Below are 22,769 nucleotides of genomic sequence, written 5' to 3'. Positions count from 1 at the left end.
GCCTGCGCGACCGCGGCGCCGACCTCGCCGCCGTCGACCAGCCCTGGGGCCTGCGCGCCGCCGGACCCTTCGCCGCCACCGTCGAAAATATCCGACTCGCTTCAAACGAAGGCGACGCTATCTGTCCGGCCGTGAAGTGAGATCGGCGCTCCCGGTCGGTCGTCGAGATATGGGATTGCGATTAGGGGGCGAGGCGTCCGATGCTGGACGCGCCCGCCCGGCCGTGCTGCTGTGATGCTTGTGACCGCCCAGACGAATCGGAACCGCAACCACACCATGGGCGACATCGCGCGCCTGGCCGGGGTGTCGCCGATGACCGTCTCGCGCGTCGTCAACGGCGACGCACGGGTCCGCGACGCCACGCGCGAAAAGGTCGAGGCCGTCATCCGCCAGACCGGCTATGTGCCCGATCCCGCCGCGCGCATCCTGGCGCGGGCCGGCGGGGGGCGTATCGGCCTGCTCTACGCCAACCCCTCCAACGCCTATCTGGCCGAGGTGTTGTCGGGCGCCCTGGACGGGGCGCGCTCGGTCGGGCTGCTGCTGCTGATCGAACCCTCGCGGGCGGGCGCGCCGGACGAGGAGCGCGAGGCGGTGCGCCGTCTCGCGGCCGGCGGAGCGCATGGCGTCATCGTGCCGCCCCCCCTGGGTGAATCCGACGCCACCCTGGACGCCATCGCCCGCAGCGGCATGAAGGCTGTGGTTCTGGCCGCGCCGGTCCACCGCGACGATCTGATTTCCCTGCGCGTGGACGACCGTGCGGCGGCCGAGGAGATGACGCGGCACCTGCTGGATCTCGGCCATCGCCGGATCGGCTTCGTCGAGGGGCGGCTGGACCAGAGCGCCAGCGCGGATCGCCGCCAGGGCGCCCAGGACGCCGTCGATGCGGTCGAGGGCGCGAGCCTGCTGGTCCAGCCGGGGGACTTCACCTATCGCTCGGGCTTCGAGGCGGGGCGGCGGCTGATGGACCTGCCGCAGCGTCCGACGGCCGTTTTCGCCAGCAACGACGACATGGCCGCCGGCGTGCTGGCGGCCGTTCATGCGTCGGGTCTGTCCACGCCCGGCGACATTTCGGTGGCGGGTTTCGACGACACCTACCTCGCCGCCAGCGTCTGGCCGACCCTGACCACCATCCGCCAGCCGGTCGCCGAAATGGCCCGCACGGCGGCCGTCATCCTCGGGCGCGGCGAGGCGCCGGACGAGCCTGTCGCCCACGGCTTCATCGTTCGCGAAAGCACAGCTGCGCCGCGCGATTGACATCCGTCGTCTTGTCGATGATGTTAGCGCTACCACGTCGTAGAGCGTGGGGAGGAATCGCTTGTGTATCTGACTGAATGCCTGCCGTCGGACTGGCGCGAGGCGCGCCTGCTCGGCCGCGTGATGACGGCGGACGGCCCCTCGCCCGTGCTGGCGCGCGGCGGGCGGCTTTACGATCTTTCCCGTCACGTCGCGACGACGGCCCAGGCCGCTGCGATGGACGATCTGGACCACGCCGGCGTCGATCTGGGGCCGCTGGACGCCTTGACCGCAGCGTCGGCCTGGGCGCCGGACGCGGGCGATCTGACCCTTCTGTCGCCGCTGGATCTGCAGTGCGTCAAGGCGTCGGGCGTCACCTTCGCCGTCTCGGCGCTGGAGCGGGTGATCGAGGAACGGGCGCGCGGCGACGCCGACGCCGCCAACGCCGTGCGGCGCTCCATTCTGGACCGGATCGGCGGCGAACTGACGGACCTGCGTCCCGGTTCGGACGCGGCCGAGGCCGTCAAGGCCCAACTGATCGCCGAGGGCCTGTGGTCCCAGTATCTGGAGGTCGCCATCGGCCCCTATGCCGAAATCTTCACCAAGGCGCCGGTCCTGGCCTCGGTCGGCTGGGGCGCCGAAGTGGGCGTTCGGGCGGACTCGGCCTGGAACAATCCCGAGCCGGAGGTGGTGATCGTCTGCGACCCCGCCGGTCGCCCGGTCGGCGCCGCCCTGGGCAACGACGTCAATCTGCGTGACATCGAGGGACGCTCGGCCCTGCTGCTGGGCAAGGCCAAGGACAACAACGCCTCGGCCTCGGTCGGCCCCTTCATCCGCCTGTTCGACGACGGCTTCGGCATGGACGACGTGCGCTCGGCGACCGTCCGGCTGGAAGTCGAGGGGGACGACGGCTTCGTCATGACCGGCGAAAGCTCCATGTCCCTGATCAGCCGCGATCCCGAGGAGCTGGTGCGCCAGACGCTGAGCGCGCACCAGTATCCCGACGGTTTCGCCCTCTATCTCGGCACCATGTTCGCGCCCATCGACGACCGCGATGCGCCGGGCAAGGGCTTCACCCACCGGATCGGCGACCGCGTTCGCGTCTCGTCGGAGCGGCTGGGCGTGCTGGAGAACAGGGTGGCGACCTGCGATCAGGCGCCGCCCTGGCGGTTCGGTGTTCTGGAGCTGATGCGCAATCTGGCCGGTCGCGGCCTGCTGGGAGCCGCGACATGAGCGGCGCGACCTATCCTTCGCTGAAGAACCGGCTGGTGGTCGTCACGGGCGGCGGCTCGGGCATCGGCGCCGGCTTCACCGAGGCCTTTGCGCGCCAGGGCGCCCGCGTCGTGTTTCTGGACATCGCCGAAACGGAATCCCGCGAGCTGGAGGCGGCGCTGGCCCATCTGTCGCCCGCGCCCGTCTTCCATCCCTGCGACCTGATGGATGTCGCCGGACTCCAGTCCTGTCTCTCGCAATTGGTCGCCGACCACGGGCCGGTCGATGTGCTGATCAACAACGCCGCAAACGACGACCGGCACACGCTGGCCCAGGTCACGCCCGACTATTGGGACGACCGGATCAATGTGAACCTGCGCCACCTCTATTTCGCGGCCCAGGCGGTCGCCGCCGGAATGCGCGCGCGGGGCAGGGGGGTGATCGTCAATCTGGGGTCGATCAGCTGGCACCTGGGGTTGCCCGACCTGTCGCTCTACGAAACGGCCAAGGCCGGCATCGAAGGCATGACCCGCGCCCTGGCGCGTGAACTGGGCGGCGACGGCGTGCGCGTCGTCTGTATCGTTCCCGGCAATGTCCAGACGCCGCGTCAGATGCAGTGGTACACGCCCGAGGGCGAGGCCGAGATCGTCGCGGCGCAATGCCTGAAGGACCGGCTACAGCCGGCCGATGTGGCGGCCCTGGCCCTGTTCCTGGCGTCCGACGACGCGCGGCTGATCACGGGGCATTCCTATTTCGTGGACGCCGGCTGGCGTTAGGGCGGTTCGACTTTTACGCCCGCGTCAGACGGGCCTTATGGGAGGAACGATCAAGATGGCGGGACCAACGGGGGGCTCAGGCCCCGATATTGCGGGCGGCGATCGGGTCAATATGGCCTTCATCGCCCTGATCGTGGCGGTGGCCACCATCGGCGGCTTCATGTTCGGCTATGATTCCGGGGTCATCAACGGCACCCAGGACGGGTTGGAGGCGGCTTTCAACCTGTCGGCCCTGGGCACGGGCTTCAACGTCGGCGCCATTCTGCTGGGCTGCGCGGTCGGCGCCTTCATCGCAGGACGGCTGGCGGACGCCATCGGCCGTCGCACGGTGATGCAGATCGCCGCCGGCCTGTTCATCGTCTCGGCCTTCTGGGCCGGCGCGGCCGACACCTCGGCCCACTTCATCATCGCCCGCTTCATTGGCGGTCTGGGCGTCGGCGCGGCCTCGGTCCTGTCGCCCGCCTATATTTCCGAAGTGACCCCGGCCTCGATTCGCGGCCGGCTGTCCTCGGTGCAGCAGATCATGATCATCACGGGCCTGACGGGCGCCTTCGTGGCCAACTATGCGCTGGCCCGCACGGCCGGCGGATCGACCGCCGAATTCTGGCTGGGCTTTCCGGCCTGGCGCTGGATGTTCTGGCTGCAGGTGATCCCGGCGGCCGTCTATCTGGTCGCCCTGCTGGTCATCCCCGAAAGCCCGCGCTTCCTGGTGGTCAAGAAGAAGGACGCCCAGGCCGAGGCCGTGCTGTCCAAACTGTTCGGCGCAGGAACCGGCGCGCGCAAGGTTCAGGAAATCCGCGCCTCCCTGGCGGCGGATCACAAGCCCAAGTTCGCCGACCTGCTGGACCCGGCGACCAAGAAGGTGCGCCCCATCGTCTGGGCCGGGCTGATCCTGGCCGTGTTCCAGCAACTGGTCGGCATCAACATCGTCTTCTACTACGGCGCGGTGCTGTGGCAGTCGGTCGGCTTCTCCGAGAACGACGCGCTGCAGATCAACATTCTGTCCGGCGTGCTGTCGATCGCGGCCTGTCTGGCGGCCATTTCGGTCATCGACAGGATCGGGCGCAAACCCCTGCTGCTGATCGGCTCGGCCGGGATGTTCGTGACCTTGGCGACCGTCGCCTGGTGCTTCTCCAAGGCCGCCCTGATCGACGGCTCGCTGCATCTGGACGACAATACCGGCCTGATCGCCCTGATCGCCGCCAACGCCTATGTGGTCTTCTTCAACTTCAGCTGGGGTCCGGTCATGTGGGTCATGCTGGGCGAGATGTTCCCCAACCAGATGCGGGGCTCGGCCCTGGCCGTCGCCGGTTTCGCCCAGTGGATCGCCAACTTCGCCATCTCGGTCAGCTTCCCGTGGATGGCCGCGACCCTGGGCCTGATCGTCACCTACGGCTTCTACGCCGTCAGCGCCCTGATCTCCTTCTTCCTAGTCCAGGCCTGGGTGAAGGAAACGCGCGGCCGCGAACTGGAAGACATGACCGGCTGATCCGCCGGCCCAAAACCCTATCTCCCCCGAGACGGGCGGCGCTCCCCCGCCGCTCGTCAGACTTCGAAAAGGACACGCCATGACTGACACTCTCGAACTTTCCCACTGGATCGGCGGCGAGAAGGTGTCCGGCGCTCTCTCGGGCGAAAGCCTGAACCCGTCGGACACGCGCGAGGTCGTGGCGCGCACGCCCAGGGGCGGCGCCGCCGAGGTCGATCAGGCCGTGGCCGCCGCCCGCGCCGCCTTCCCCGCCTGGTCCGACGCCTCGCCGGAAGTCCGCTTCGACGTGCTGGACAAGGCCGGGTCGCTGATCATGGCGCGCGCCGCCGAGATCGGTCGCCTGCTATCGCGCGAAGAGGGCAAGACCCTGCCCGAGGGCATCGGCGAGACGATGCGCGCCGCCCGCATCCTGAAGTATTTCGCCGGCGAGGCCCTGCGCGTTCACGGCCAGAACTTAGCCTCGACCCGGCCGGGCGTGGAGATCCAGACCTATCGTCAGGCGGTGGGCGTCTTCGGCCTGATCACCCCCTGGAACTTCCCCATCGCCATCCCGGCCTGGAAGATCGCGCCCGCCATCGCCTTCGGCAATACGGTCGTCATCAAGCCCGCCGGCCCGACCCCCGCGACGGCCGAGGCCCTGATCGCCGTACTGCACGAGGCGGGCCTGCCCAAGGGCGTGGTCAATATGGTCATCGGCGACGGCGACGTGGGTCGGGCCATCGTCGCCCATCCGGGCGTCGACGGCGTTTCGTTCACCGGCTCGCAGGCCGTGGGCGCCGGCGTGGCCGAGGGCGCGGCGAAGCGCCAGGCGCGGGTCCAACTGGAGATGGGCGGCAAGAACCCGCTGATCGTTTTAGACGACGCCGATCTCGACCGGGCGGTGAACGTCGCCCTGGACGGCAGTTTCTTCGCCACCGGCCAGCGCTGCACCGCCTCCAGCCGCCTGATCGTTCAGGACGGCATACACGACCGCTTCGTCGCCGCCCTGGGGGAGAAGGTCGCGGCGCTCCGCGTCGGCCATGCGCTGGACGCCAACACCCAGATGGGCCCGGCGGTGACGGAGGCCCAGCGCGAGGTCTCCTACAAATATATCGACATCGCCCGCGACGCCGGCGGCCGCATCGTCACCGGCGGCGACCGCCTGAGCCTCGACGCGCCCGGTTGGTATGTGCAGCCGACGCTGATCGCCGACACCGCCGCCGACGCCCGCATCAACAACGAGGAAGTCTTCGGCCCCGTCGCCTCGACCATCCGCGTCGCCAGCTACGAGGAGGCGCTCGCCGTCGCCAACGGCGTCGAGTTCGGCCTGTCGGCGGGCATCGTCACCCAGTCGCTGAAATACGCGCGCGACTTCCAGCGCAACGCCCGCGCGGGCATGACCATGGTCAATCTGGCCACCGCCGGCGTGGACTATCATGTGCCGTTCGGGGGTTCTAAGAGGTCGTCCTACGGCGCGCGGGAGCAGGGATTCGCGGCCGTGGAATTCTATACCCAGATCAAGACCTCCTATTCCGCGAGCTGACCATGAACACGCCTGAACTCATCTGGGACATTCAGGCGGAACTGGGCGAAGGGCCGGTGTGGGACGCGGCGCGTCAGGCCCTGTGGTTCGTCGACATCAAGGGTCGCAAACTGCATCGCTACACCCCGGCGACCGATGAAAAGCGGTCCTGGGACGCGCCCGACCAGATCGGGTTCGCCCTGCCGGCCGAGGACGGGTCGCTGGTCTGCGGTGTGCGGGGCGGGCTGTATCGCTTCCATCCCGACGAGGGCGATTTCTCGCGCTTTCATCCGGTGGAGGAAGACCGGCCGCAGAACCGGCTCAACGACGGCTTCGTCGCGCCGGACGGGTCGCTGTGGTTCGGTTCGATGGACGACAGCGAACAGCTCCAGACCGGCGCCCTCTATCGCTGGTTCCGGGGCGAACTGACCCGTCACGACGACGGCTACGGCGTCACCAACGGCCCCTGCCTCAGCCCCGACGGGCGCACCCTGTATCACCACGACACGCTGAAGAAGACGGTGCTGGCCTTCGACCACGCGGACGGCGTGATCTCCAACCGCCGGGTCTTCGCCGTGACCGAGGACGGCTATGCCGACGGTCCCAGCATGGATGCCGACGGGGTGCTTCACGTCGGTCTGTTCAACGGCTGGGGCGTGGCCCGTTTCGCGCCCGACGGAACGCCGATGAGCAGGATCGAAACGCCGGTCCAGACCGTGACCAAGGCCGCCTTCGGCGGGCCGGACCTGCGCGACCTCTATATGACGACCGCCTGGCTGGGGAACGCGGACAAGCGGGCCGAGCAGCCGACGCTGGGCGGGCTGTATCGCGTTCGTGTCGAGGCGCCGGGTCTGGCGCCGAATCGGATCAGGCTGTGATCGCTCTGGAGGCCGGCGACTGGCGCGCCGCCGTCGAGCCTGGGCTGGGCGGCGCGGTGCTGAGCCTGGATTGGCGCGGGACGCCGGTGTTTCGCCGGACGCCCGAGGGCGCCGGCGACATTCTGGAGACCGCCTGTTTTCCGCTGGTCCCCTACGCCAACCGGATCGCCGATGGGCGGTTCGTCTTCAGCGGGCGGTCGGTGCGGTTGAAGACGCTGGACAGGTTCGCCCCGCACGCCCTGCATGGCGACGGCTGGCTTCTGCCGTGGACGGTGACGCAGCAGTCGTCGAAGGCGGTCGAGATGACGCTGGACTGGCCGGGCGACGCCGAGGGCTGGCCCTGGCCGTGGCGTGCGACCCAGTCGGTGTCGCTGTCGGCCGACGGCTTGCGGATCGCCCTGTCCGTGACGAACGCCGGGGACGCGCCGATGCCAAGCGGCCTGGGTCTTCACCCCTATTTCCACCGCCCGCAGGACGCCGTGCTGACGCTGGATGCGACAGGGGTGTGGGCGACGGATGACCGCTGCATTCCCGCGCATCTGGCCGCGCCCGACGCTGTGACCGACTGGTCGCAGGGTGTCGCCGTGAACACGGCCCCGTTTGTGGATCACGCTTACGCCGGATGGGCCGGAACCGCCCTTTTGACCGGCGGCGGTCAGAAGGTCGTCGTGACATCGGACGCCGGGGCGCGGTGGGTCCAGGTCTATGCCCCGACCGGCGCCGACTTCGTCTGCGTCGAACCCGTCACCCACCGTCCCGACGCCCACAATGCGCCGTCCGACGAGGACCACGGCCTCGTCACCCTGGCGCCGGGGGAAACCCAATCCCTGACTCTGCAGGTGCGCGCCACGGCGTTGGACGAATAGTCTCCGCCGCTCCGGGCTGTCGTTGAGCCCGGAGCGGCGATGTCGACCTAGCGGCGAACGCGGTTTTCCAGTTCGCCGATGCGGCGCGTCAGATAGGCCGAATCGTCCGACGAGGGATTGGCACGGCTGTATGCGGCCTCCAGCCGCGTCAGGTCGCCCAGTTCCACGCGGATGTCGGCCGCGTCCGCGCGGGTCACCGCGCCGGCGCGTTCCGCCGTCGTCACGCTGGTCTCCAGATTGGCCAGACGGGTGCGGGCGGGCAGGGCGGTCGTCGGGGTCTGGCCCGCCGGGCCGTCGCTGACACGCAGGTCCAGCGCATCCAGACGCGCATCCAGATCGGCCCGCTCTGTCGCATTGATCGAGCCGTCGGCCTTGTAGCGGTTCTCGACCTGGATCAGCGCCTGATAGTCGGACTTCAGGCGCGTGGCCTCGGTGCGGGTGATGCGGCGCGCGGACACGGCGGCGTCCACGCGCGCGTCGAAGGCGGCGCGGCCTTCCGCCACCGTATTGGTCTCGCCATAGCCGGTCGCGCCGGATTCCAGCGTCTGGGTCAGGGCGTTATAGCGCGCGTTCAGATCGGCGCGCTCCTGAGCCGAAATACCGTCGGCGGCGTAGCGGTTCTCCAGATCGACCAGGGCGGTGTAGTCGGCCCTCAACCGCGTCGCGGCCGAGGCGGACACCGACCCGGCGCGCACCCCGGCATCGACGCGGCCGGTGAACTGGGTCTGGCCGTCGCGCAGGGGGCGACCGCCGCGCAGCCAGGCCTGATCCATGGCCGACAGGCCCAGCCGGTCGCCGAACAGGGCGCCCACCACTGCGCCCAGCCGATCCTGATTGGTCGGGGTCTGGGCCGAGGCGACGCCGGCGGTCATCGTCAGGGCGAGGGCGGTGGCGCCCGCCAGCATCAGGCGGGTCGGGGCGGTGCGGGGCGTGGTCATGGTCAGAAGCCTTCGTGGTTCGGGTTTCGAGCCGAAAGAACGACGATCGCCGCGCTTGGTTGCCGCCGCACGCCCCATCCGGCTAGCTTCGACCGGCCCCTTTCCCCTATGACAGGTCGAAATCGCCTGACCGGACCCGTCTGACGCCATGACCCAATCGCCGCCCCGCATCGGGGGCCAGGACGTCGAAAGCTGGGGCGATCCCGAAGATCCGATCGTGCTGCTGCTCGGTCGGCCCCAGGCCCTGTTCGGCGACTGGCGGCGCGCGGTTCGGGCGCTGGTCGAGGCCGGCCGCCATGTCTTGATCGCCGCCGCCTTCGACACGTCCGACGATGCGTCCGGCGAGTTGCGGCGCCTTCTGACCGACCTGCCGTCCCGGCCCGCCCTGATCTGCGCCCAGGCCAGCTTGCCCGCCGTGATCCCGGCGCTTCAGGTCACGGGCGCGGCCCTGGCCAGCTGTCTGGTGATCTCGACCGCCGAGGCGGCCGTCCAGCCGCCCTTCGATCCGGCGGCGCTGGACCTGCCGGTCCAGATCGTGACCCGTCAGGACGGGGCCGATCCGGCCGAGGCGGAGAACGCCCTCGTGCTGGGTTTCCTTGAGCGTTGCGCGCCGCGCGAGGCGCTGCATTATCACGCCGGGTCCGACCCCCGCACCTTGCGCGACGCCCTGGGCTGTTTCGCGACCGGCGTGACGGTGGTGACGACGCTGGACGAGGCGGGCCGGCCCGTCGGCCTGACCGCCAACTCCTTCTCCTCGGTGTCGCTGGACCCGCCGCTGATCCTGTTCTGCCTGTCCCGGTCGTCGGCCAATGTGGAGCGGTTCCGTCAGGCGGCCCATTTCGCTATCAATGTCCTGCACATCGGCCAGCAGCCGATGTCGGGCGTCTTCGCCGGCGCGGGCGACCGTTTCCAGGACGTGGCGTGGGAGACCTGGGACACCGGCGCGCCCATCCTGTCGGGCGCCCTGGCCAGTTTCGAATGCGCCACCGACCAGATCGTGGAGGCCGGCGACCATCTGGTCTTCATCGGCCGCGTCACCCGCGCCCGGTTCGAGCCGCGCCGCGACCCTCTGCTCTATTTCCGCGGCAAGTATCGGCGACTGCACTTTTCCTGACCCGACCTGACCGCTATCTGTCGCTCGAAATAGAGGAAGCCGCACCATGTCCGCCGATCCCGTCGTCATTGTCTCCTACGCCCGCACCCCGATGGGCGGCTTCCAGGGGGCGCTGTCGGACGCCAAATCCACCGACCTGGGCGCCGTGGCGGTGAAGGCGGCGCTGGAGCGGGCCGGTCTGGACGCGGCCAAGGTCGAGCAGATCATCATGGGCTGCGTCCTGCCGGCGGGTCTGGGCCAGGCGCCGGCGCGTCAGGCGGGCATGGGGGCGGGTCTGCCCGTCTCGGCCGAGGCGACCACCATCAACAAGATGTGCGGCTCGGGCATGCAGGCGGCGATGATGGCGCACGACGCCCTGGCCGCCGGTTCCGCCGACGTGATCGTGGCGGGCGGCATGGAGTCCATGACCAACGCCCCCTATCTGATGCAGAAGCACCGGGGCGGTGCCCGCATCGGCCACGACGTCATTTCCGACAGCATGTATCTGGACGGGCTGGAGGACGCCTACACCCCCGGCAAGCTGATGGGCCAGTTCGCCGAGGACACGGCCAAGGCCTATCAGTTCACGCGCGAACAGCAGGACGCCTACGCCATCGAAAGCGCCGGCCGGGCCAAACGCGCCCAGGACGCGGGCGATTTCGCCGCCGAGATCGCGCCGGTCGAGGTCAAGACCCGCAAAGGGGCGGTGACGGTAGACCGCGACGAACAGCCGACCAAGTCCGACCCGTCCAAGATCCCCAGCCTGCGCCCCGCCTTCGGCGCCGACGGCACCATCACCGCCGCCTCGGCCGCCTCGATCTCAGACGGCGCCGCCGCCCTTGTCATGATGCGCCAGTCGACGGCCGAGGCGCTGGGCCTGACGCCGATCGCCCGCGTGGTCAGCCAGGCCGCCCACGCCCAGGAACCGCACCTGTTCACCACCGCCCCGGTCTTTGCTTTGCAAAAGGCGCTGAAGAAGGCGGGCTGGAGCGCCGACGACGTCGATCTGTGGGAGGTCAACGAGGCCTTCGCCATCGTGCCGATGATCGCCATGCAGGAACTGGGCATCCCCCACGACCGCATGAACGTCAACGGCGGCGCCTGCGCGCTCGGCCACCCGCTCGGCGCCTCCGGCGCCCGCGTCCTGACCACCCTTCTGTCCGCCCTGAAAGCCCACGGCAAGACCAAGGGCATGGCCGCCCTGTGCATCGGCGGCGGCGAAGCGACCGCGATGGGCGTGGAGTTGGTGTAGGAAGCTATCCGGGCGAAGCACCGTCCTGTTTTACAAAACGCTGAAACCGACCCGATATCTTCAGGCCATCTTTCAAGCTGGCTGCGAGAAGCAGGATGTTTGAGGCGCCTGCGATAAGTTCGATCGCCTGCACCGCATAAAATGCGGCGTCGAACGCCCCGCTGTGCGCTTTGACGCTGAGAAACAAGGCGGCCGGAATGAGAATCAGAAGCCTGACGCCCGCGACAATCGGCATTCGTCTCTTCTTAGATGCGATGATGCGTGACCGGCGGCCTTTGGCCATTTGAAGGCCCGATCCGCCTGTGATCGCCAAAGCAGGGACCAACCAAAGGAACCCCCACGGGATCACCATCTTGAGTTCTGCGATGGTCGAGGAAGAGGCGAATAGTTCAGTGACAGCTGTTGAGATCCAAAATACGAAGATCGTCAGCAAAGCGATGGTGCCGGCCAGAGCATGAACGACCTTCGTCACAGTGATCGCACGGGGCATATGGATATTCTCTCTTCTGAAATTCAGCTGAGAGGGCGCCGCGAATAGCCTGCGCCTTCCCGATCTGAATCGGGTTGACGCCGTGGCTGTGAAGACCCGCTAGCGGGCGCAGGAGCTACCGACCTGCTGCTCTATTTTCGACTGAAGAAGACTACCAGCATTGGGTGTCGTCAGGCAACGTCGTGGGAGGCGGCGGGGCGAAAACAATCATGCCCTTAAGCCGCGAACGCCGCCCGGATCGGTTGGACCGTCTGGTCGGGGCGCTTCACCGGCAGGTCGAAGCTGACCACCGTGCCGACGCCCGGCTGGCTTTCCATGCTCAACTGGCCGCCGTGCATCTCGATCAGGGACTTGGTCAAGGCCAGGCCCAGGCCGGTGCCCTGAGTGGTCTTGGAGTGCTGGCCCTCGACCTGTTCGAACGGGCGGGCCAGGCGGATCAGGTCCTGCGGCGCGATGCCTATGCCGGTGTCGGCGCAGGCGACGCGGACGCGGTCCTCGCCCGCCGCTCCGACGAAGGGTTTCAGCGACACGACGATGGCGCCGCCCTCGGGCGTGAACTTCACGGCGTTGGAGATCAGGTTCAGCATCACCTGTTTGACGCCCCGGTGGTCGGCCTCGATGTCGGGCAGGTCGCCGGCCTCGACGGCGATCTTCAGCCCGGCCTCCTGAACCTTGCCGCGCATCAGGCGCACGGCGTCCTCGCACACCTCCTGCAACGACACCGGCTCATAGTGCAGGGTCATCTTGCCGGCCTCGATCTTGGCCATGTCCAGCACATCGTTGATCAGGCTGAGCAGATGCTGGCCCGACCTCAGGATGTCGGCGGCGTAACCCTTGTATTTCTCGTTCAGCGGCCCGAACAGTTCGCTGGCCATGATTTCGGAAAAGCCGTTGATGGCGTTCAGCGGCGTGCGCAGCTCGTGGCTCATATTGGCCAGGAACTCGGACTTGGCCTGGTTGGCGGCCTCGGCCCGGGTCATGGCGACCTCGTATTTGCGGGCCAGCAGCGACAGCTTCTCCTGGCTGGACTCCAGCTGGTCGACCGTGGCGCGAAGGTCGTCGGCGGCGCGGCGGCGCTCGGCCTCCTCGCGCTTGATGGCGGTGATGTCGGCGGCGGTGACGACCGAGCCGCCTTCCGAGGTGAACCGTTCGGACAGCTGAAGCCAGCGCCCGTCGTGCAGCTCGACCTCGCGCAGACCCGCCCGGCCGCCCGCCGGCGGATGTTCGGCCTTGATGGCCAGGCCAGCGATGCGGTTCAGTTCGTCCTTCAGGGCGCCGCGCCGCACCACGCCGTGGTCGAAGCCGAAGGCGTCCTCGAACGCCTGGTTCCACAGGATCAGCCGCCCCTGACGGTCGAACAGGACGAAGGCGTCGGAAATGCTCTCCACCCCGTCGCGCAGCCGGCTCTCGGCGGCCTGGGCGGCGGCCCGGGCGCGGCGGGCCTCAGTGATGTCCAGCGCCACGCCCAATATGGCCGAAAAGCCCGCTTCGCCGCGTGGGCCGCGCGCCTGGCCTCGCGCGTCGATCCAGCGCGCGCGCCCGTCCGCGCCCGGCACGGGGAAGGTGATCTCGAACGCGCCATAGGCCGCCGCCTGACGCAGGGCGTGGCGGAAATCCTCGTGAAAGCGCGGGTGGACGCGAGCGATCACCTCTTCCGCCGACGCCATCCCTCCGCGCGGGAAGCCCAGCAGGGTGGCCATATAGTCGGACAGGGACACCTCGTTTTTGGCCAGGTCCCATTCCCACACGCCGCAGCGCGCGGCCTCCACGGCGATGCGGAACCGCTTTTCGGTGGCGATCCGCTGGCGATGCTGGCGATTGCGACGCAGGCCATGGACGGTGAACAGGATCACGACCGCCAGCCCCAGCAGCAACGGCGCCCCGATCAGCCAGGCGTCGTCCATGAAGCCCGTCGCCGCATCGTTCGCCACCACCACGACATAGGGGCCCTGCGCCCCGGCCCGCGCCGTCGCCGCCAGCCGGTCCTCTCCGGCGATGGACACGGCGGCGGGCGTGGTCAGTTGATTCAGGGCGGCGACGTCGGCGCCGATCAGGGCGCGGATCGGCTGGCCGACCTCGGCGGCGCGCGCGGAGGCCAGGACCACCCCGGCGGGCGACACGACCCGCAGCCCCCTGATCGCCTCCGCCGGCGGCGCGATGCGCGCCTCCAGACGACCGGCGGGGGTCGCGACCGATCCGGCCGGCATCTCGCCGTCGCCCGCGCCGGCCAGCGCCGTCTCGCCCGAACCGATCAGGGTGAAGCCCACGTCCGGCGCGGCGCGGCGCGCGGCCTCGATCACCTCGGCGGCGGGGCGGCCGCTGGCGGCGACGGCGGTTCCGGCAGCCAGGCCGGCGTCGGCCACGCGCGTCAGAACCTCGATGCGACTGGCGCCCAGCCGCGCGTTCAGCATCAGGTTCTCGGCCGTCAGCCGATCCGCATCGCGCGACGGCCGGGTGATTTCACGAGACGCCAGAAGCACATAGCCGGTCGAGAGCAGGGCCGCGACCAGCACGCCGATGCGCAGCCAGGCGGGCGCGCCAGGGGCGCGGTCGGTCGCGCGCCGCCCTCGCCCATGTTCCCGCCGCTCCGCGTCGCGCAAGCCGCCCCTCCCGTCCAATCCAGCCGAGACGGGAATCTAGGCTGCGTCGCGGATTCGTGTCGACCCTTCCGGTGGGTCTTTTCGCGGGATTTTAGGCCGGGACGGCGGGGGCGGGCAGGCGTTGGGGCGCCGCCTCCAGCACCCGGTTCACGCCGTGCAGCAGATCGCGCGCCTGTCGCGCCAGCTCCAGTACGGCGGGCGGCGCATCCTCCGGGCTTTCCGACACCAGCTCCACCAGCCCCTGCGCCAGCTGCATCAGTTGCGGCGCGCAGGCGATCAGCCGCGCCTGACGTTCGATCTGCCCAGGATCGCGGTCATATTCGGCGCCCGGCACGCGCCAGCCGCCCCAGTCGGCCCGGTCCGTCACCACCACCGGATAGGTGCCGGGCTGGGGGTGGTGCAGGCAGTCCTCGGGCTGCTGCCACTTGTTGCGGGCGCGCAGGATGCGCCAATGTTCGCCGCCCTGATCCGCGCCGGGATCTTCGGCGGCCAGCATCAGTTCGCCGGCCGTGAACTCGCGCCCCAGTCCGACGTCATAGGTGACGCGCACGGGCTCGTCGAACCCTTTGGCCCAGACGGGCTGGACCTGTTCGACGAAGGCCCAGGCGCCGACGCAGTCGACCCAGACCTTCTGACCCTTCTGGAACTGCGCGCGCGCCATGCCATTCTCCGAGACTGTCGGCCAGGATGACTGACGATCGTTGACGCCCGGTGTCGGGGCGCGGTTACGCAGGCCTTAACGCGAGATGCTTTCCAGCGTCTCGCCGGCGTATTTCTCCTTAACCCGCGTCGACAGGTCGCCCAGCGAGACGACGCCGACGACGCGGCCGTTCTTGTCCACCACCGGGGCGCGGCGAATCTGTTTCGATCCCATCAGGTCCAGCACGACCTTCAGGTCGTCGGTGTCCAACACGGTCTGGGCGTCGCGGGTGATGAACTCCACCACCGTCGCCGACGGGGCGGCGCCGGTCGCCAGGGCGCGCACGACGATGTCGCGATCGGTGATCGTGCCGATCAGCCGGTCGCCGTCCGCCACGGGCACGAAGCCGAAACCGCCCCTGGCCATGCGGCTGGCGACGTCCTGAATGGTGTCGCCGGGGCGGGCCAAATGAACGTCCCTGGTCATCACGTCGCGAATCTTCATGGCAGGTGTCCTTTGAGGTGAAGGTTGCGCTGAAAACCCGCTGCGAGCGTGGCGGTTCCGGTCAGGGCGTTCCCGTCATGGCGTTCGCTGCGGCGGCAGGGTCGCGGCCGCTCGCACCAACTGGACGAACTCGGCCCGGTCGCCATAGGGATCGTCGCCCCTGGCCCCTTGCGCCTGTTCCACGATCCGGTCCCAGCCATAGTCGCCGGCCATCCACGGATCGCCCCTCAGCTTCTGGCCGAAGGCGGCGACGGCCAGGGCCCACCGCGTGGCCTCGGGCGGCTGGGCGCCGACGGGGCCGGACGCGCGATTGGTCAGGGGCTGCTGGATCAGCTCCGACCGGCTCTGGCCCGGCTGTTTGTAGCGCACCTGGACGAAGCCGATCTCGCCGTTCGGATCGCCGCCGCCGACACCGATCCGATTGTCGGGATAGCGGCGCTCGGGGATTTGCGTCGGGCCGCCGACGGGGGTGATCTCGTACAGGGCCGTGACGCTGGCGCCCGATCCGACCTCGCCCGCATCCACCTGATCGTTGTTGAAATCCTGTTCGTTCAGCAGCCGGGTCTCGTATCCGATCAGACGCCATTCGGCGACGCGGGCGGGATTGAACTCGACCTGGATCTTCACGTCGTCGGCGATGGGGAAGGCGCCCTTGTCGAAGGCGGGGCCGAACAGCCGCCGCGCGTCCCTCAGATCGCCGACATAGGCCGCGACGCCGTTGCCCGCCTGGGCGATGGTCTGCATCCGCGCGTCCTGATAGTTGCCGCGCCCGAAACCATAGACCGACAGATAGATGCCCGTGCCCCGCTTGTCGGCGACATAGTCCTCCAGCCGCTTGTCGTCGGTGACGCCGACGTTGAAGTCGCCGTCGGTGAACATCAGGATGCGGTTGACCTTGTCGCGGGCGAAGCTGGCCTGGGCCTGATCATAGGCGTTGGTCATGCCGGTCGCCCCGGCCGTGCCGCCCGAGGCGCGCAGGCTGGCCACGGCGCAGCGCATCTTCAGCTTCTGATCGCCCGGGGTCGGCTGCAGCGTCGTGCCCGCGCCCTCGGCGTAATAGGTGACGGCCAGCGTGTCCTGGGGCCGCAGCCGGTCGATGGCCAGGTTCATCGCCTTCTTGGCCAGGTCCAGCTTGTCGGGGCTGCGCATCGACCCGGACACATCGACCAGGAAGGTCAGGTTCAGCGGACGCCGCTGATCGGCGGGCAACTCATAGCCTTGCAGGCCGATATGGACGACCTGACGACCCCCTCTTTGGCCTTGGGGCGCCCAGGGCGAGGCCACGATCGCCGTGGTGACGGCGAACGGCCGGCTCTGCGACGTCGGCCGGGCGTAGTCGTAGTCGAAGGCGTTGATCATCTCCTCGACCCGCACGGCGTCCCTTGGCGGCGCCCGGCCCTCGTCGATGAAGCGCCGCACGTTCGAATAGGAGGCCGTGTCCACGTCGATGGAGAAGGTCGAGACCGGCTGGTCGCTGGTCCGCTTCACCGGATTGGGCGTCGCATCGGGATAGCGTTCGGTGTCGGCCGGCGCGAGCGGCCGCGCGGGCGCCGGCATGATGGGCGAAACCCGAGACCCCGTGACGGCGATATTGCCCGTCATCGACGGGGGCGGGGGCGGGGGCGGGGGCGGCGGCGGAGGAGGCGGCGGCGGGGCTGGCGGGGCCGGAGGCCCGGCGTAGGCGAGGCGATCCTCCTTCTTCGTCGGCGTTAGGTTCACGGGCGGCGGCAGGTTGCGCTGCAAGGGCGGGGCGGCGGCCGGCTGGAACAGGGGCGGATCGATGTTGAACCCCAGCGGCAGGCACGCCGCCTGCGTCGGCTCGCCGTCCATCGGCTTGGCCTGGGCGACCGTCGGCAAGGCGACCGGCGGCGTGGCGAACGACAGGCTCAGTACGGACAGGGCCGCGACCCTGATGAGGCGTGACATGGCTTCCTCCGGTTGTTTCCCTGCCGCCAGTCGCGGGTCGTCCTGGGGCGAAACTGTGGCGGGTGACGGCGCCCGCCGCACGACGATCTTCGACCGTGTCTTTTGCGTCCTCTCGCAATAAGGCGCGACGCCCCTCACAATAGGGGCCAAGCTTGATGGGGGATGCGATGGCCGAGGCGACTGCGGGACTGGATCTGGGCGCGGCGGCGGCGCTGCTGGCGGCGGGGGTGCTGGCGGTGCCGGTGTTCAAGCGCATCGGCCTGGGGTCCGTGCTGGGCTATCTGGCGGCGGGTCTGGCCATAGGCCCCTTCGGCCTGAAACTGTTTCGCGAGCCCCAGACCATCCTGCACGTCGCCGAGTTCGGCGTGGTCATCTTCCTGTTCATCATCGGGCTGGAGATGCGGCCCAAGCGCCTGTGGGGCCTGCGGAAGGAGATCTTCGGCCTGGGCGCGGCCCAGGTTCTGTTCTGCGGCCTGATCCTGACGGGCACGGCCATGCTGGCGGGCTTTTCGCCCTCGGTCGCCTTCGTCGGGGCCATGGGCTTCGTCCTGTCGTCCACCGCCGTCATCATGCAGATGCTGGAGGAGCGGGGAGAGATCGCCGGCGGGCCGGGCCAGCGGGCGGTGTCCATCCTGCTGTTGGAAGACCTGGCCATCGTGCCGCTTCTGGCCATCGTCGCCGTCCTGGCCTCCCTGACCGGCCGCGCCGCCGAACACGCCCCGCCCCTGTGGCAGACCGTCGGCTTTGCCGTCGCGGCGGTCGGCGGGGTGCTGCTGGCGGGCCGCTATGCGGTCAATCCGATCTTCCGCCTTCTGGCGCGCTATGGCGGGCGCGAGGTGATGACGGCCGCCGCCCTGTTGGTCGTGGTCGGCGCCGCCTGGGCCATGTCTCTGGGCGGCCTGTCCATGGCCATGGGCGCCTTCCTGGCCGGAGTTCTGCTGTCGGAATCGACCTTCCGCCATCAGCTGGAGGCGGACGTTGAGCCGTTCCGCGCCATCCTTCTGGGCCTATTCTTCCTCAGCGTCGGCATGTCGCTGGACGTTTCGGTGGTGATCGCCGACTGGCGCCTGGTGATCGGCGGCGTCATCGCCTTCATGCTGGTCAAGGGCGTGGGCATTTACATGGTCGCCCGCCTGTTCAAGGCCTCCCATCACGAGGCGGTCGAGCGCGCGGGCCTGTTCGCGCAAGGGGGCGAGTTCGCCTTCGTCCTTTACGGCGCCGCCGTCGCCGCCGGCCTGTTCGACGCCCGGATCGGGGCGATGATGTCGGCGGTGGTCATCCTGTCGATGGCCCTGACGCCCCTGACCTCCATCCTGATCGCGCGCCTTCTGCCCAAGCCGACCCTGTCGGCCGAGGACGCCGACGGCGTGGACTTCGCCAAGGACCTGCGCGGCCAAGTGCTGATCATCGGCTTCGGCCGGTTCGCCCAGGTGGTGTCCCAGCCCCTGCTGGCCCGCGACGTGGACGTGTCGATCATCGAGAACGACGTCGAGATGATCCAGGCCGCCTCCCAGTTCGGGTTCAAGGTCTATTACGGCGACGGCACCCAGCTGCATACGCTCAGGGCGTCCGGCGCGGAAGAGGCCGAGATCGTCCTGGTCTGCGTCGACAAGCCCGAGGCCGCCGACCGCATCGTCGAACTGGTCAAGTCCGAGTTCCCGACCACCAGGATCATGGCCCGCGCCTTCGACCGGGGCCATTCGATGCGGCTGATCCACGCCGGGGTCGACTATCAGATCCGCGAGACCTTCGAATCCGCCCTCAAGTTCGGCGAGCGCGCCCTGGTCGAACTGGGTCTGGACGAGCAGGAGGCGGCCGAAACCATCGGCGACGTGCGCCGCCGCGACGAGGCCCGGCTGGACCTGCAACTGACCGGGGGGCTGAAGGCCGGCCTCCCGCTGATGCGCGGCAATATCCCGACGCCGCAACCCGCCCCCTATATCAAACCCCGCCGCGAAGGCCGCCTGCTGAACGACGACGAGGCGGGGCCGCCCGCGCCGGTCGAGCGCGAACCGGTGGGCGACTGAAAAGATGTCGCGTGAATAGTGTTCGTGAGCGAGGAGTGAGCGTTCGCACCAGCGTCAGGCCAGCCGCTCACCCCTTGCTCACGAACACTATTCACTCACCTCCGATCATGCTCTTAGAGCGCACCGTCTCACCTTCCGAGGTCGCCCCATGAAACGTCTCGCCATCGCCGCCCTGGCCCTCGTCGCGGTCGCCGCGCCGGCCGTCACCGTCACCGCCTGGGGCAACACCGGCCACCGTCTGATCGGCGTGGCGGCCATGCGCGCCTTGCCGGACGACCTGCCCGCCTTCCTGCGCACCCCCGGCGCCGTCGCCGACGTCGGCGAACTGGCGCGCGAGCCCGACCGCTGGAAGGGCGCCGGCCAGCCGCACGACCGCGAGCGCGACACCGCCCACTTCGTCGATCTGGACGACCAAGGCCATGTCTTCGACCAGCGCGGCATGAGCATCGACGACCTGCCGCGCCTGAAATCCGAATATGACGCCGCCCTGACCAAGGCCGGTCTGGACGTCAACGACGCCGGCTATCTGCCCTACGCCATGATCGACGGCTGGCAGCAGCTGGGCCGCGACTTCGCCTATTGGCGCGTGCTGAACGCCGCCGAAAAACGCGAGACGAACATGGAGCGCCAAGCCTGGTATCGCGCCGACCGCCTCCGCCGCGAGGCCCTGATCCTGCGCGACATCGGGGTGATGGGCCACTATGTCGGCGACGGCTCGCAACCGCATCACACCAGCATTCACTACAATGGCTGGGGCGACTTCCCGAACCCGGAAGGCTTCACCAATTCGCGTCAGACCCACGCCCTGTTCGAGGGCGAGTTCACCAACCGCGTCGCGCGTCTGGACGCTGTCGAGGCCGCCATGCCGGCCGCCAACCTGGATGGCTTCGACCCCAAGGCGCGCACCGTCGCCTATCTGAAGACGACGCTGGGCACGGTGATCCCCTTCTACCGTCTGGAAAAGGCCGGCGGCTTCAAGGACGCCGACCCGCGCGGCGCGGCCTTCGTCAACGAACGTCTGGCGGCGGGGGCGGGCGAACTGCGCGACTTCATCGTCACCGCCTGGACCGCCTCGGCCAGCGCCTCCATCGGCTGGCCCGCCGTCAAGGTCGCCGAGGTCGAGGCCGGAACCGCCGATCCCTGGATCGCCATGGTGGGCGAGGACTGATCTTCGTTTGAATCCACTCATCCCGGCGAAAGCCGGGACCCAGATCTTTGGGCGCGCCGACATTTGAAATCGGCGCTCGACCCTTCGTCCGACGCACCACGGCGGCGTTGTCGATGTGAAAGCACTGGGTCCCGGCTTTCGCCGGGATGAGCGGAAAGAGTATGTGCATCGAATGTCCGACCTGATCCCCCCCGCCGTCATCCTCGACAAGTCGCAGATGGCCGAGAACATCGGCGCCGTGGCGCGGGTGATGGCCAATTTCGGCCTGTCAGACCTGCGCTTGGTCAGCCCCCGCGACGGCTGGCCCCAGGAGCGGGCCTGGGCCACCGCGTCCGGCGCCGACTGGGTGCTGGAGGGCGTGCGGGTGTTCCCGTCCGTCGCCGAGGCCATCGCCGACCTGAACACCGTCTTCGCCACCACCGCCCGCCCGCGCGAGACGCGCCAGCCTGTCCGCACCCCGCGCGAAGCCAGCCGTGTCCTCTATGACGACACCGCTTCCGGCCTGAAGACCGGCCTGCTGTTCGGCGGCGAGCGCGCGGGGCTGGAGACGACCGACATCGCCCTGTGCGCCGGCATCGTCACCATCCCCATCGACCCCAAACACCATTCGCTGAATCTGGCCCAGGCCGTGGCGATCAACGCCTATGAATGGCGCACCCTGGTTCTTGACGCCCCGCCGCCGCGCTTCCGCGAGGCCGAGCCGCCCGCCTCGAACGACCTCCTGATCGGGATGTACGAACATCTGGAGGATGAGCTGGAGAACGGCGGCTTCTTCTATCCGCCCGAGAAGAAGCGCTCCATGAGCCAGAACCTGCGCGTCATGCTGGGCCGCGCCGCCTTCTCCGAGCAAGAGGTCGCCACCATGCGCGGCGCCATCCACGCCCTGTCGCGCGGTCGCGGCCGTGTCCTGGCCAAGCTGGCGGCCGAACGGGCGGCGAAGGAAGAATAGGCGTCACTCCGGGGCCGCGCAGCGGAACCCGGAGCCCAGGACGGTCCCACGCTGGTTTGTGCGGCCCTGGCTTCCGGGTTCTTCGCTGCGCGAAGCCCCGGAATGACGGTCGTTGTGCAGCGCAGATTTGCGTGCTCAAGTTCGGTTATGAGAGAGGACGCCGTCATCGCCGTGTACATCATGGCGAACTTTCGCAACGGCACGATCTACACCGGCGTCACCAGCGATCTGTTGCAGCGTGTTTGGCAGCATCGCACAGGCGTCACGCCGGGCTTTGCCTCGGAACACGGTTGCAAGACCATGGTCTGGTACGAGCAGCACGGGAACATGATCGAGGCGATCGTGCGTGAGAAGGCGCTGAAGAAATGGCGGCGGTCGTGGAAGCTGGCGCGGATTGAAGCCGCAAATCCTCAATGGCTCGATCTGGCCGCCGACTGGTATGGCGTCAGCCCATGAAACCCATCCTGATCTACCCCCTCGCCGCGCTGGCGGAGATCGGCGGTTGTTTCGCCTTCTGGGCCTGGCTGAAGTTGGATCGGTCGCCGCTTTGGCTGGCGCCCGGCGTCGCCTGCCTGATCGCCTTCGCCTGGCTCTTGACCCTGGTTCCCAGCGATGCGGCGGGCCGCGCCTTCGCGGCCTATGGCGGGGTCTATATCTGCGCCTCCCTGGTCTGGATGGCGCTGGTCGAAAAGACCACGCCGGATCGGTGGGACGTGCTGGGCGGCGCGGTCTGCCTGATCGGCGCGGGGATCATCCTGTTCGGCCCGAGAGGCGCCTAACCCGCCCCCAGCAGGTCCGACCACCGCCAGCTGCCCTTGCCCAGCGCCAGTTGCGCGCCGCCGGGGCGGTCTTCCAGCTTCAGCACCGCCAGCCCGGTCATTCGCTGGGCCTTGCACTCGGCGGGGGCGAAGGCGACTTCCAGGGCGATGGCCTGGCGCACCCCGGCCAGACCCTTGCCGGACTGGTTTCGGCTTTGCAGCCAGTCGCCGTTCCAAACCAGAATGGCGCGGCCCGAGGCGTTCATCGACTGGGCGGCGTCGATGACGGCGCGGCGCACGGCGACGTCGTCGCGCACCGCGTCCTGGACCCAGCGCACCATGTCGCACGACCCGCCGCCGCGCCCCGTTCCGGTCCCGCCCGGCCCGCCGACGCCCGCTCCCGCGCCGGAACCCCGGCCGCCGCCTCCGCCCGGGCCGGCGCCGGCGGTCAGGGCGCCGGCGATCTCGG

General features: G+C 69.1%; 20 protein-coding genes and 1 pseudogene. 14 read left to right on the top strand and 7 right to left on the bottom strand.

The features are described from left to right. Nucleotides 1-240 precede the first annotated feature (240 nt). The 7 genes from SH203_RS15125 (at nt 241) to SH203_RS15095 (ending at nt 7,955) form a co-directional block, all read left to right on the top strand. Entirely contained in the window at nt 241-1,254 is a 1,014-nt protein-coding gene (locus tag SH203_RS15125) for a LacI family DNA-binding transcriptional regulator (RefSeq protein ID WP_234989526.1), read from the top strand. A 63-nt stretch (nt 1,255-1,317) separates the two neighbouring features. Then, nucleotides 1,318-2,466, top strand: coding sequence for a fumarylacetoacetate hydrolase family protein (locus tag SH203_RS15120; RefSeq protein WP_087121791.1), 1,149 nt, complete (start codon nt 1,318-1,320; stop codon nt 2,464-2,466). Further along, nucleotides 2,463-3,221 carry an SDR family NAD(P)-dependent oxidoreductase gene (locus SH203_RS15115; RefSeq protein ID WP_087121790.1) on the top strand — a complete coding sequence of 253 codons (759 nt, stop codon included), beginning with the start codon at nt 2,463-2,465 and terminating at the stop codon, nt 3,219-3,221. The genes SH203_RS15120 and SH203_RS15115 overlap by 4 nt, the downstream gene beginning before the upstream one ends. A 37-nt stretch (nt 3,222-3,258) precedes the next feature. After that, a complete protein-coding gene (locus SH203_RS15110; protein ID WP_375600731.1) occupies nt 3,259-4,710 on the top strand; it encodes a sugar porter family MFS transporter in 1,452 nt (483 codons plus the stop codon). Nucleotides 4,711-4,789: 79 nt separating this feature from the next. Continuing rightward, nucleotides 4,790-6,232: an aldehyde dehydrogenase family protein gene (locus tag SH203_RS15105; protein WP_087121788.1), complete on the top strand. Its 1,443-nt coding sequence runs from the start codon at nt 4,790-4,792 to the stop codon at nt 6,230-6,232. 2 nt (nt 6,233-6,234) lie between these two features. Beyond that, nucleotides 6,235-7,089, top strand: a complete 855-nt coding sequence (locus SH203_RS15100) for an SMP-30/gluconolactonase/LRE family protein (protein ID WP_087121787.1) — start codon at nt 6,235-6,237, stop codon at nt 7,087-7,089. Next, nucleotides 7,086-7,955, top strand: a complete 870-nt coding sequence (locus tag SH203_RS15095; RefSeq protein ID WP_087121786.1) for an aldose 1-epimerase — start codon at nt 7,086-7,088, stop codon at nt 7,953-7,955. The genes SH203_RS15100 and SH203_RS15095 overlap by 4 nt, the downstream gene beginning before the upstream one ends. 47 nt (nt 7,956-8,002) lie before the next feature. Here SH203_RS15095 and SH203_RS15090 read toward each other — a convergent pair whose 3' ends face one another. Further along, on the bottom strand, nt 8,003-8,893 hold the full coding sequence (locus SH203_RS15090; protein ID WP_087121785.1) for a hypothetical protein: 891 nt from the start codon (nt 8,891-8,893) through the stop codon (nt 8,003-8,005). A 148-nt stretch (nt 8,894-9,041) separates the two neighbouring features. On the opposite strand from SH203_RS15090, the gene SH203_RS15085 reads away from it, so the two are divergent. Further along, nucleotides 9,042-10,007 (top strand): flavin reductase family protein, encoded by a 966-nt coding sequence (locus SH203_RS15085; RefSeq protein ID WP_087121784.1) that lies wholly within the window; start codon nt 9,042-9,044, stop codon nt 10,005-10,007. A gap of 46 nt (nt 10,008-10,053) precedes the next feature. Beyond that, nucleotides 10,054-11,238, top strand: a complete 1,185-nt coding sequence (locus SH203_RS15080) for an acetyl-CoA C-acyltransferase (RefSeq protein ID WP_087121783.1) — start codon at nt 10,054-10,056, stop codon at nt 11,236-11,238. A 4-nt stretch (nt 11,239-11,242) separates the two neighbouring features. Here the strand turns inward: SH203_RS15080 and SH203_RS15075 are convergent, their stop codons facing one another. The 5 genes from SH203_RS15075 to SH203_RS15055 all read right to left on the bottom strand — a co-directional run bounded on the left by SH203_RS15075 (nt 11,243) and on the right by SH203_RS15055 (nt 17,398). Continuing rightward, nucleotides 11,243-11,728 (bottom strand): hypothetical protein, encoded by a 486-nt coding sequence (locus SH203_RS15075; RefSeq protein ID WP_200808980.1) that lies wholly within the window; start codon nt 11,726-11,728, stop codon nt 11,243-11,245. Between the two features lie 215 nt (nt 11,729-11,943). Further along, the gene (locus SH203_RS15070; protein ID WP_087121782.1) at nt 11,944-14,328 is read right to left on the bottom strand and encodes an ATP-binding protein; all 2,385 of its coding nucleotides are present in this window, start codon (nt 14,326-14,328) and stop codon (nt 11,944-11,946) included. Nucleotides 14,329-14,419: 91 nt separating this feature from the next. Beyond that, a complete protein-coding gene (locus tag SH203_RS15065) occupies nt 14,420-14,989 on the bottom strand; it encodes a hypothetical protein (RefSeq protein WP_087121781.1) in 570 nt (189 codons plus the stop codon). A 75-nt stretch (nt 14,990-15,064) separates the two neighbouring features. Further along, complete coding sequence (locus SH203_RS15060) at nt 15,065-15,472, bottom strand: CBS domain-containing protein (RefSeq protein ID WP_087121780.1); 408 nt, start codon at nt 15,470-15,472, stop codon at nt 15,065-15,067. A gap of 75 nt (nt 15,473-15,547) precedes the next feature. After that, nucleotides 15,548-17,398 (bottom strand): VWA domain-containing protein, encoded by a 1,851-nt coding sequence (locus tag SH203_RS15055; RefSeq protein ID WP_200808979.1) that lies wholly within the window; start codon nt 17,396-17,398, stop codon nt 15,548-15,550. Nucleotides 17,399-17,565: 167 nt separating this feature from the next. On the opposite strand from SH203_RS15055, the gene SH203_RS15050 reads away from it, so the two are divergent. The 5 genes from SH203_RS15050 (at nt 17,566) to SH203_RS15030 (ending at nt 22,321) form a co-directional block, all read left to right on the top strand. Next, a complete protein-coding gene (locus SH203_RS15050) occupies nt 17,566-19,425 on the top strand; it encodes a monovalent cation:proton antiporter-2 (CPA2) family protein (protein ID WP_087121779.1) in 1,860 nt (619 codons plus the stop codon). 148 nt (nt 19,426-19,573) lie between these two features. Continuing rightward, nucleotides 19,574-20,593, top strand: a complete 1,020-nt coding sequence (locus SH203_RS15045; protein ID WP_087121778.1) for a S1/P1 Nuclease — start codon at nt 19,574-19,576, stop codon at nt 20,591-20,593. Between the two features lie 172 nt (nt 20,594-20,765). Beyond that, a complete protein-coding gene (locus SH203_RS15040) occupies nt 20,766-21,542 on the top strand; it encodes an RNA methyltransferase (protein WP_087121777.1) in 777 nt (258 codons plus the stop codon). Between the two features lie 147 nt (nt 21,543-21,689). Next, on the top strand, nt 21,690-21,998 hold the full coding sequence (locus SH203_RS15035; RefSeq protein ID WP_087121792.1) for a GIY-YIG nuclease family protein: 309 nt from the start codon (nt 21,690-21,692) through the stop codon (nt 21,996-21,998). Next, the gene (locus tag SH203_RS15030) at nt 21,995-22,321 is read left to right on the top strand and encodes a YnfA family protein (RefSeq protein WP_087121776.1); all 327 of its coding nucleotides are present in this window, start codon (nt 21,995-21,997) and stop codon (nt 22,319-22,321) included. Before SH203_RS15035 ends, SH203_RS15030 begins: the two co-directional genes overlap by 4 nt. Here the strand turns inward: SH203_RS15030 and SH203_RS15435 are convergent. After that, a pseudogene (locus SH203_RS15435) lies at nt 22,318-22,769 on the bottom strand (hypothetical protein); the annotation flags it as partial. The gene SH203_RS15030 and the pseudogene SH203_RS15435 overlap by 4 nt on opposite strands.

Origin of the sequence: Brevundimonas sp. SH203 (assembly GCF_002157625.1) — a bacterium.
Lineage (GTDB): Bacteria > Pseudomonadota > Alphaproteobacteria > Caulobacterales > Caulobacteraceae > Brevundimonas.
Note: the sequence above shows the minus strand (reverse complement) of the source record. Positions and strands in the feature narration are given on the sequence as shown.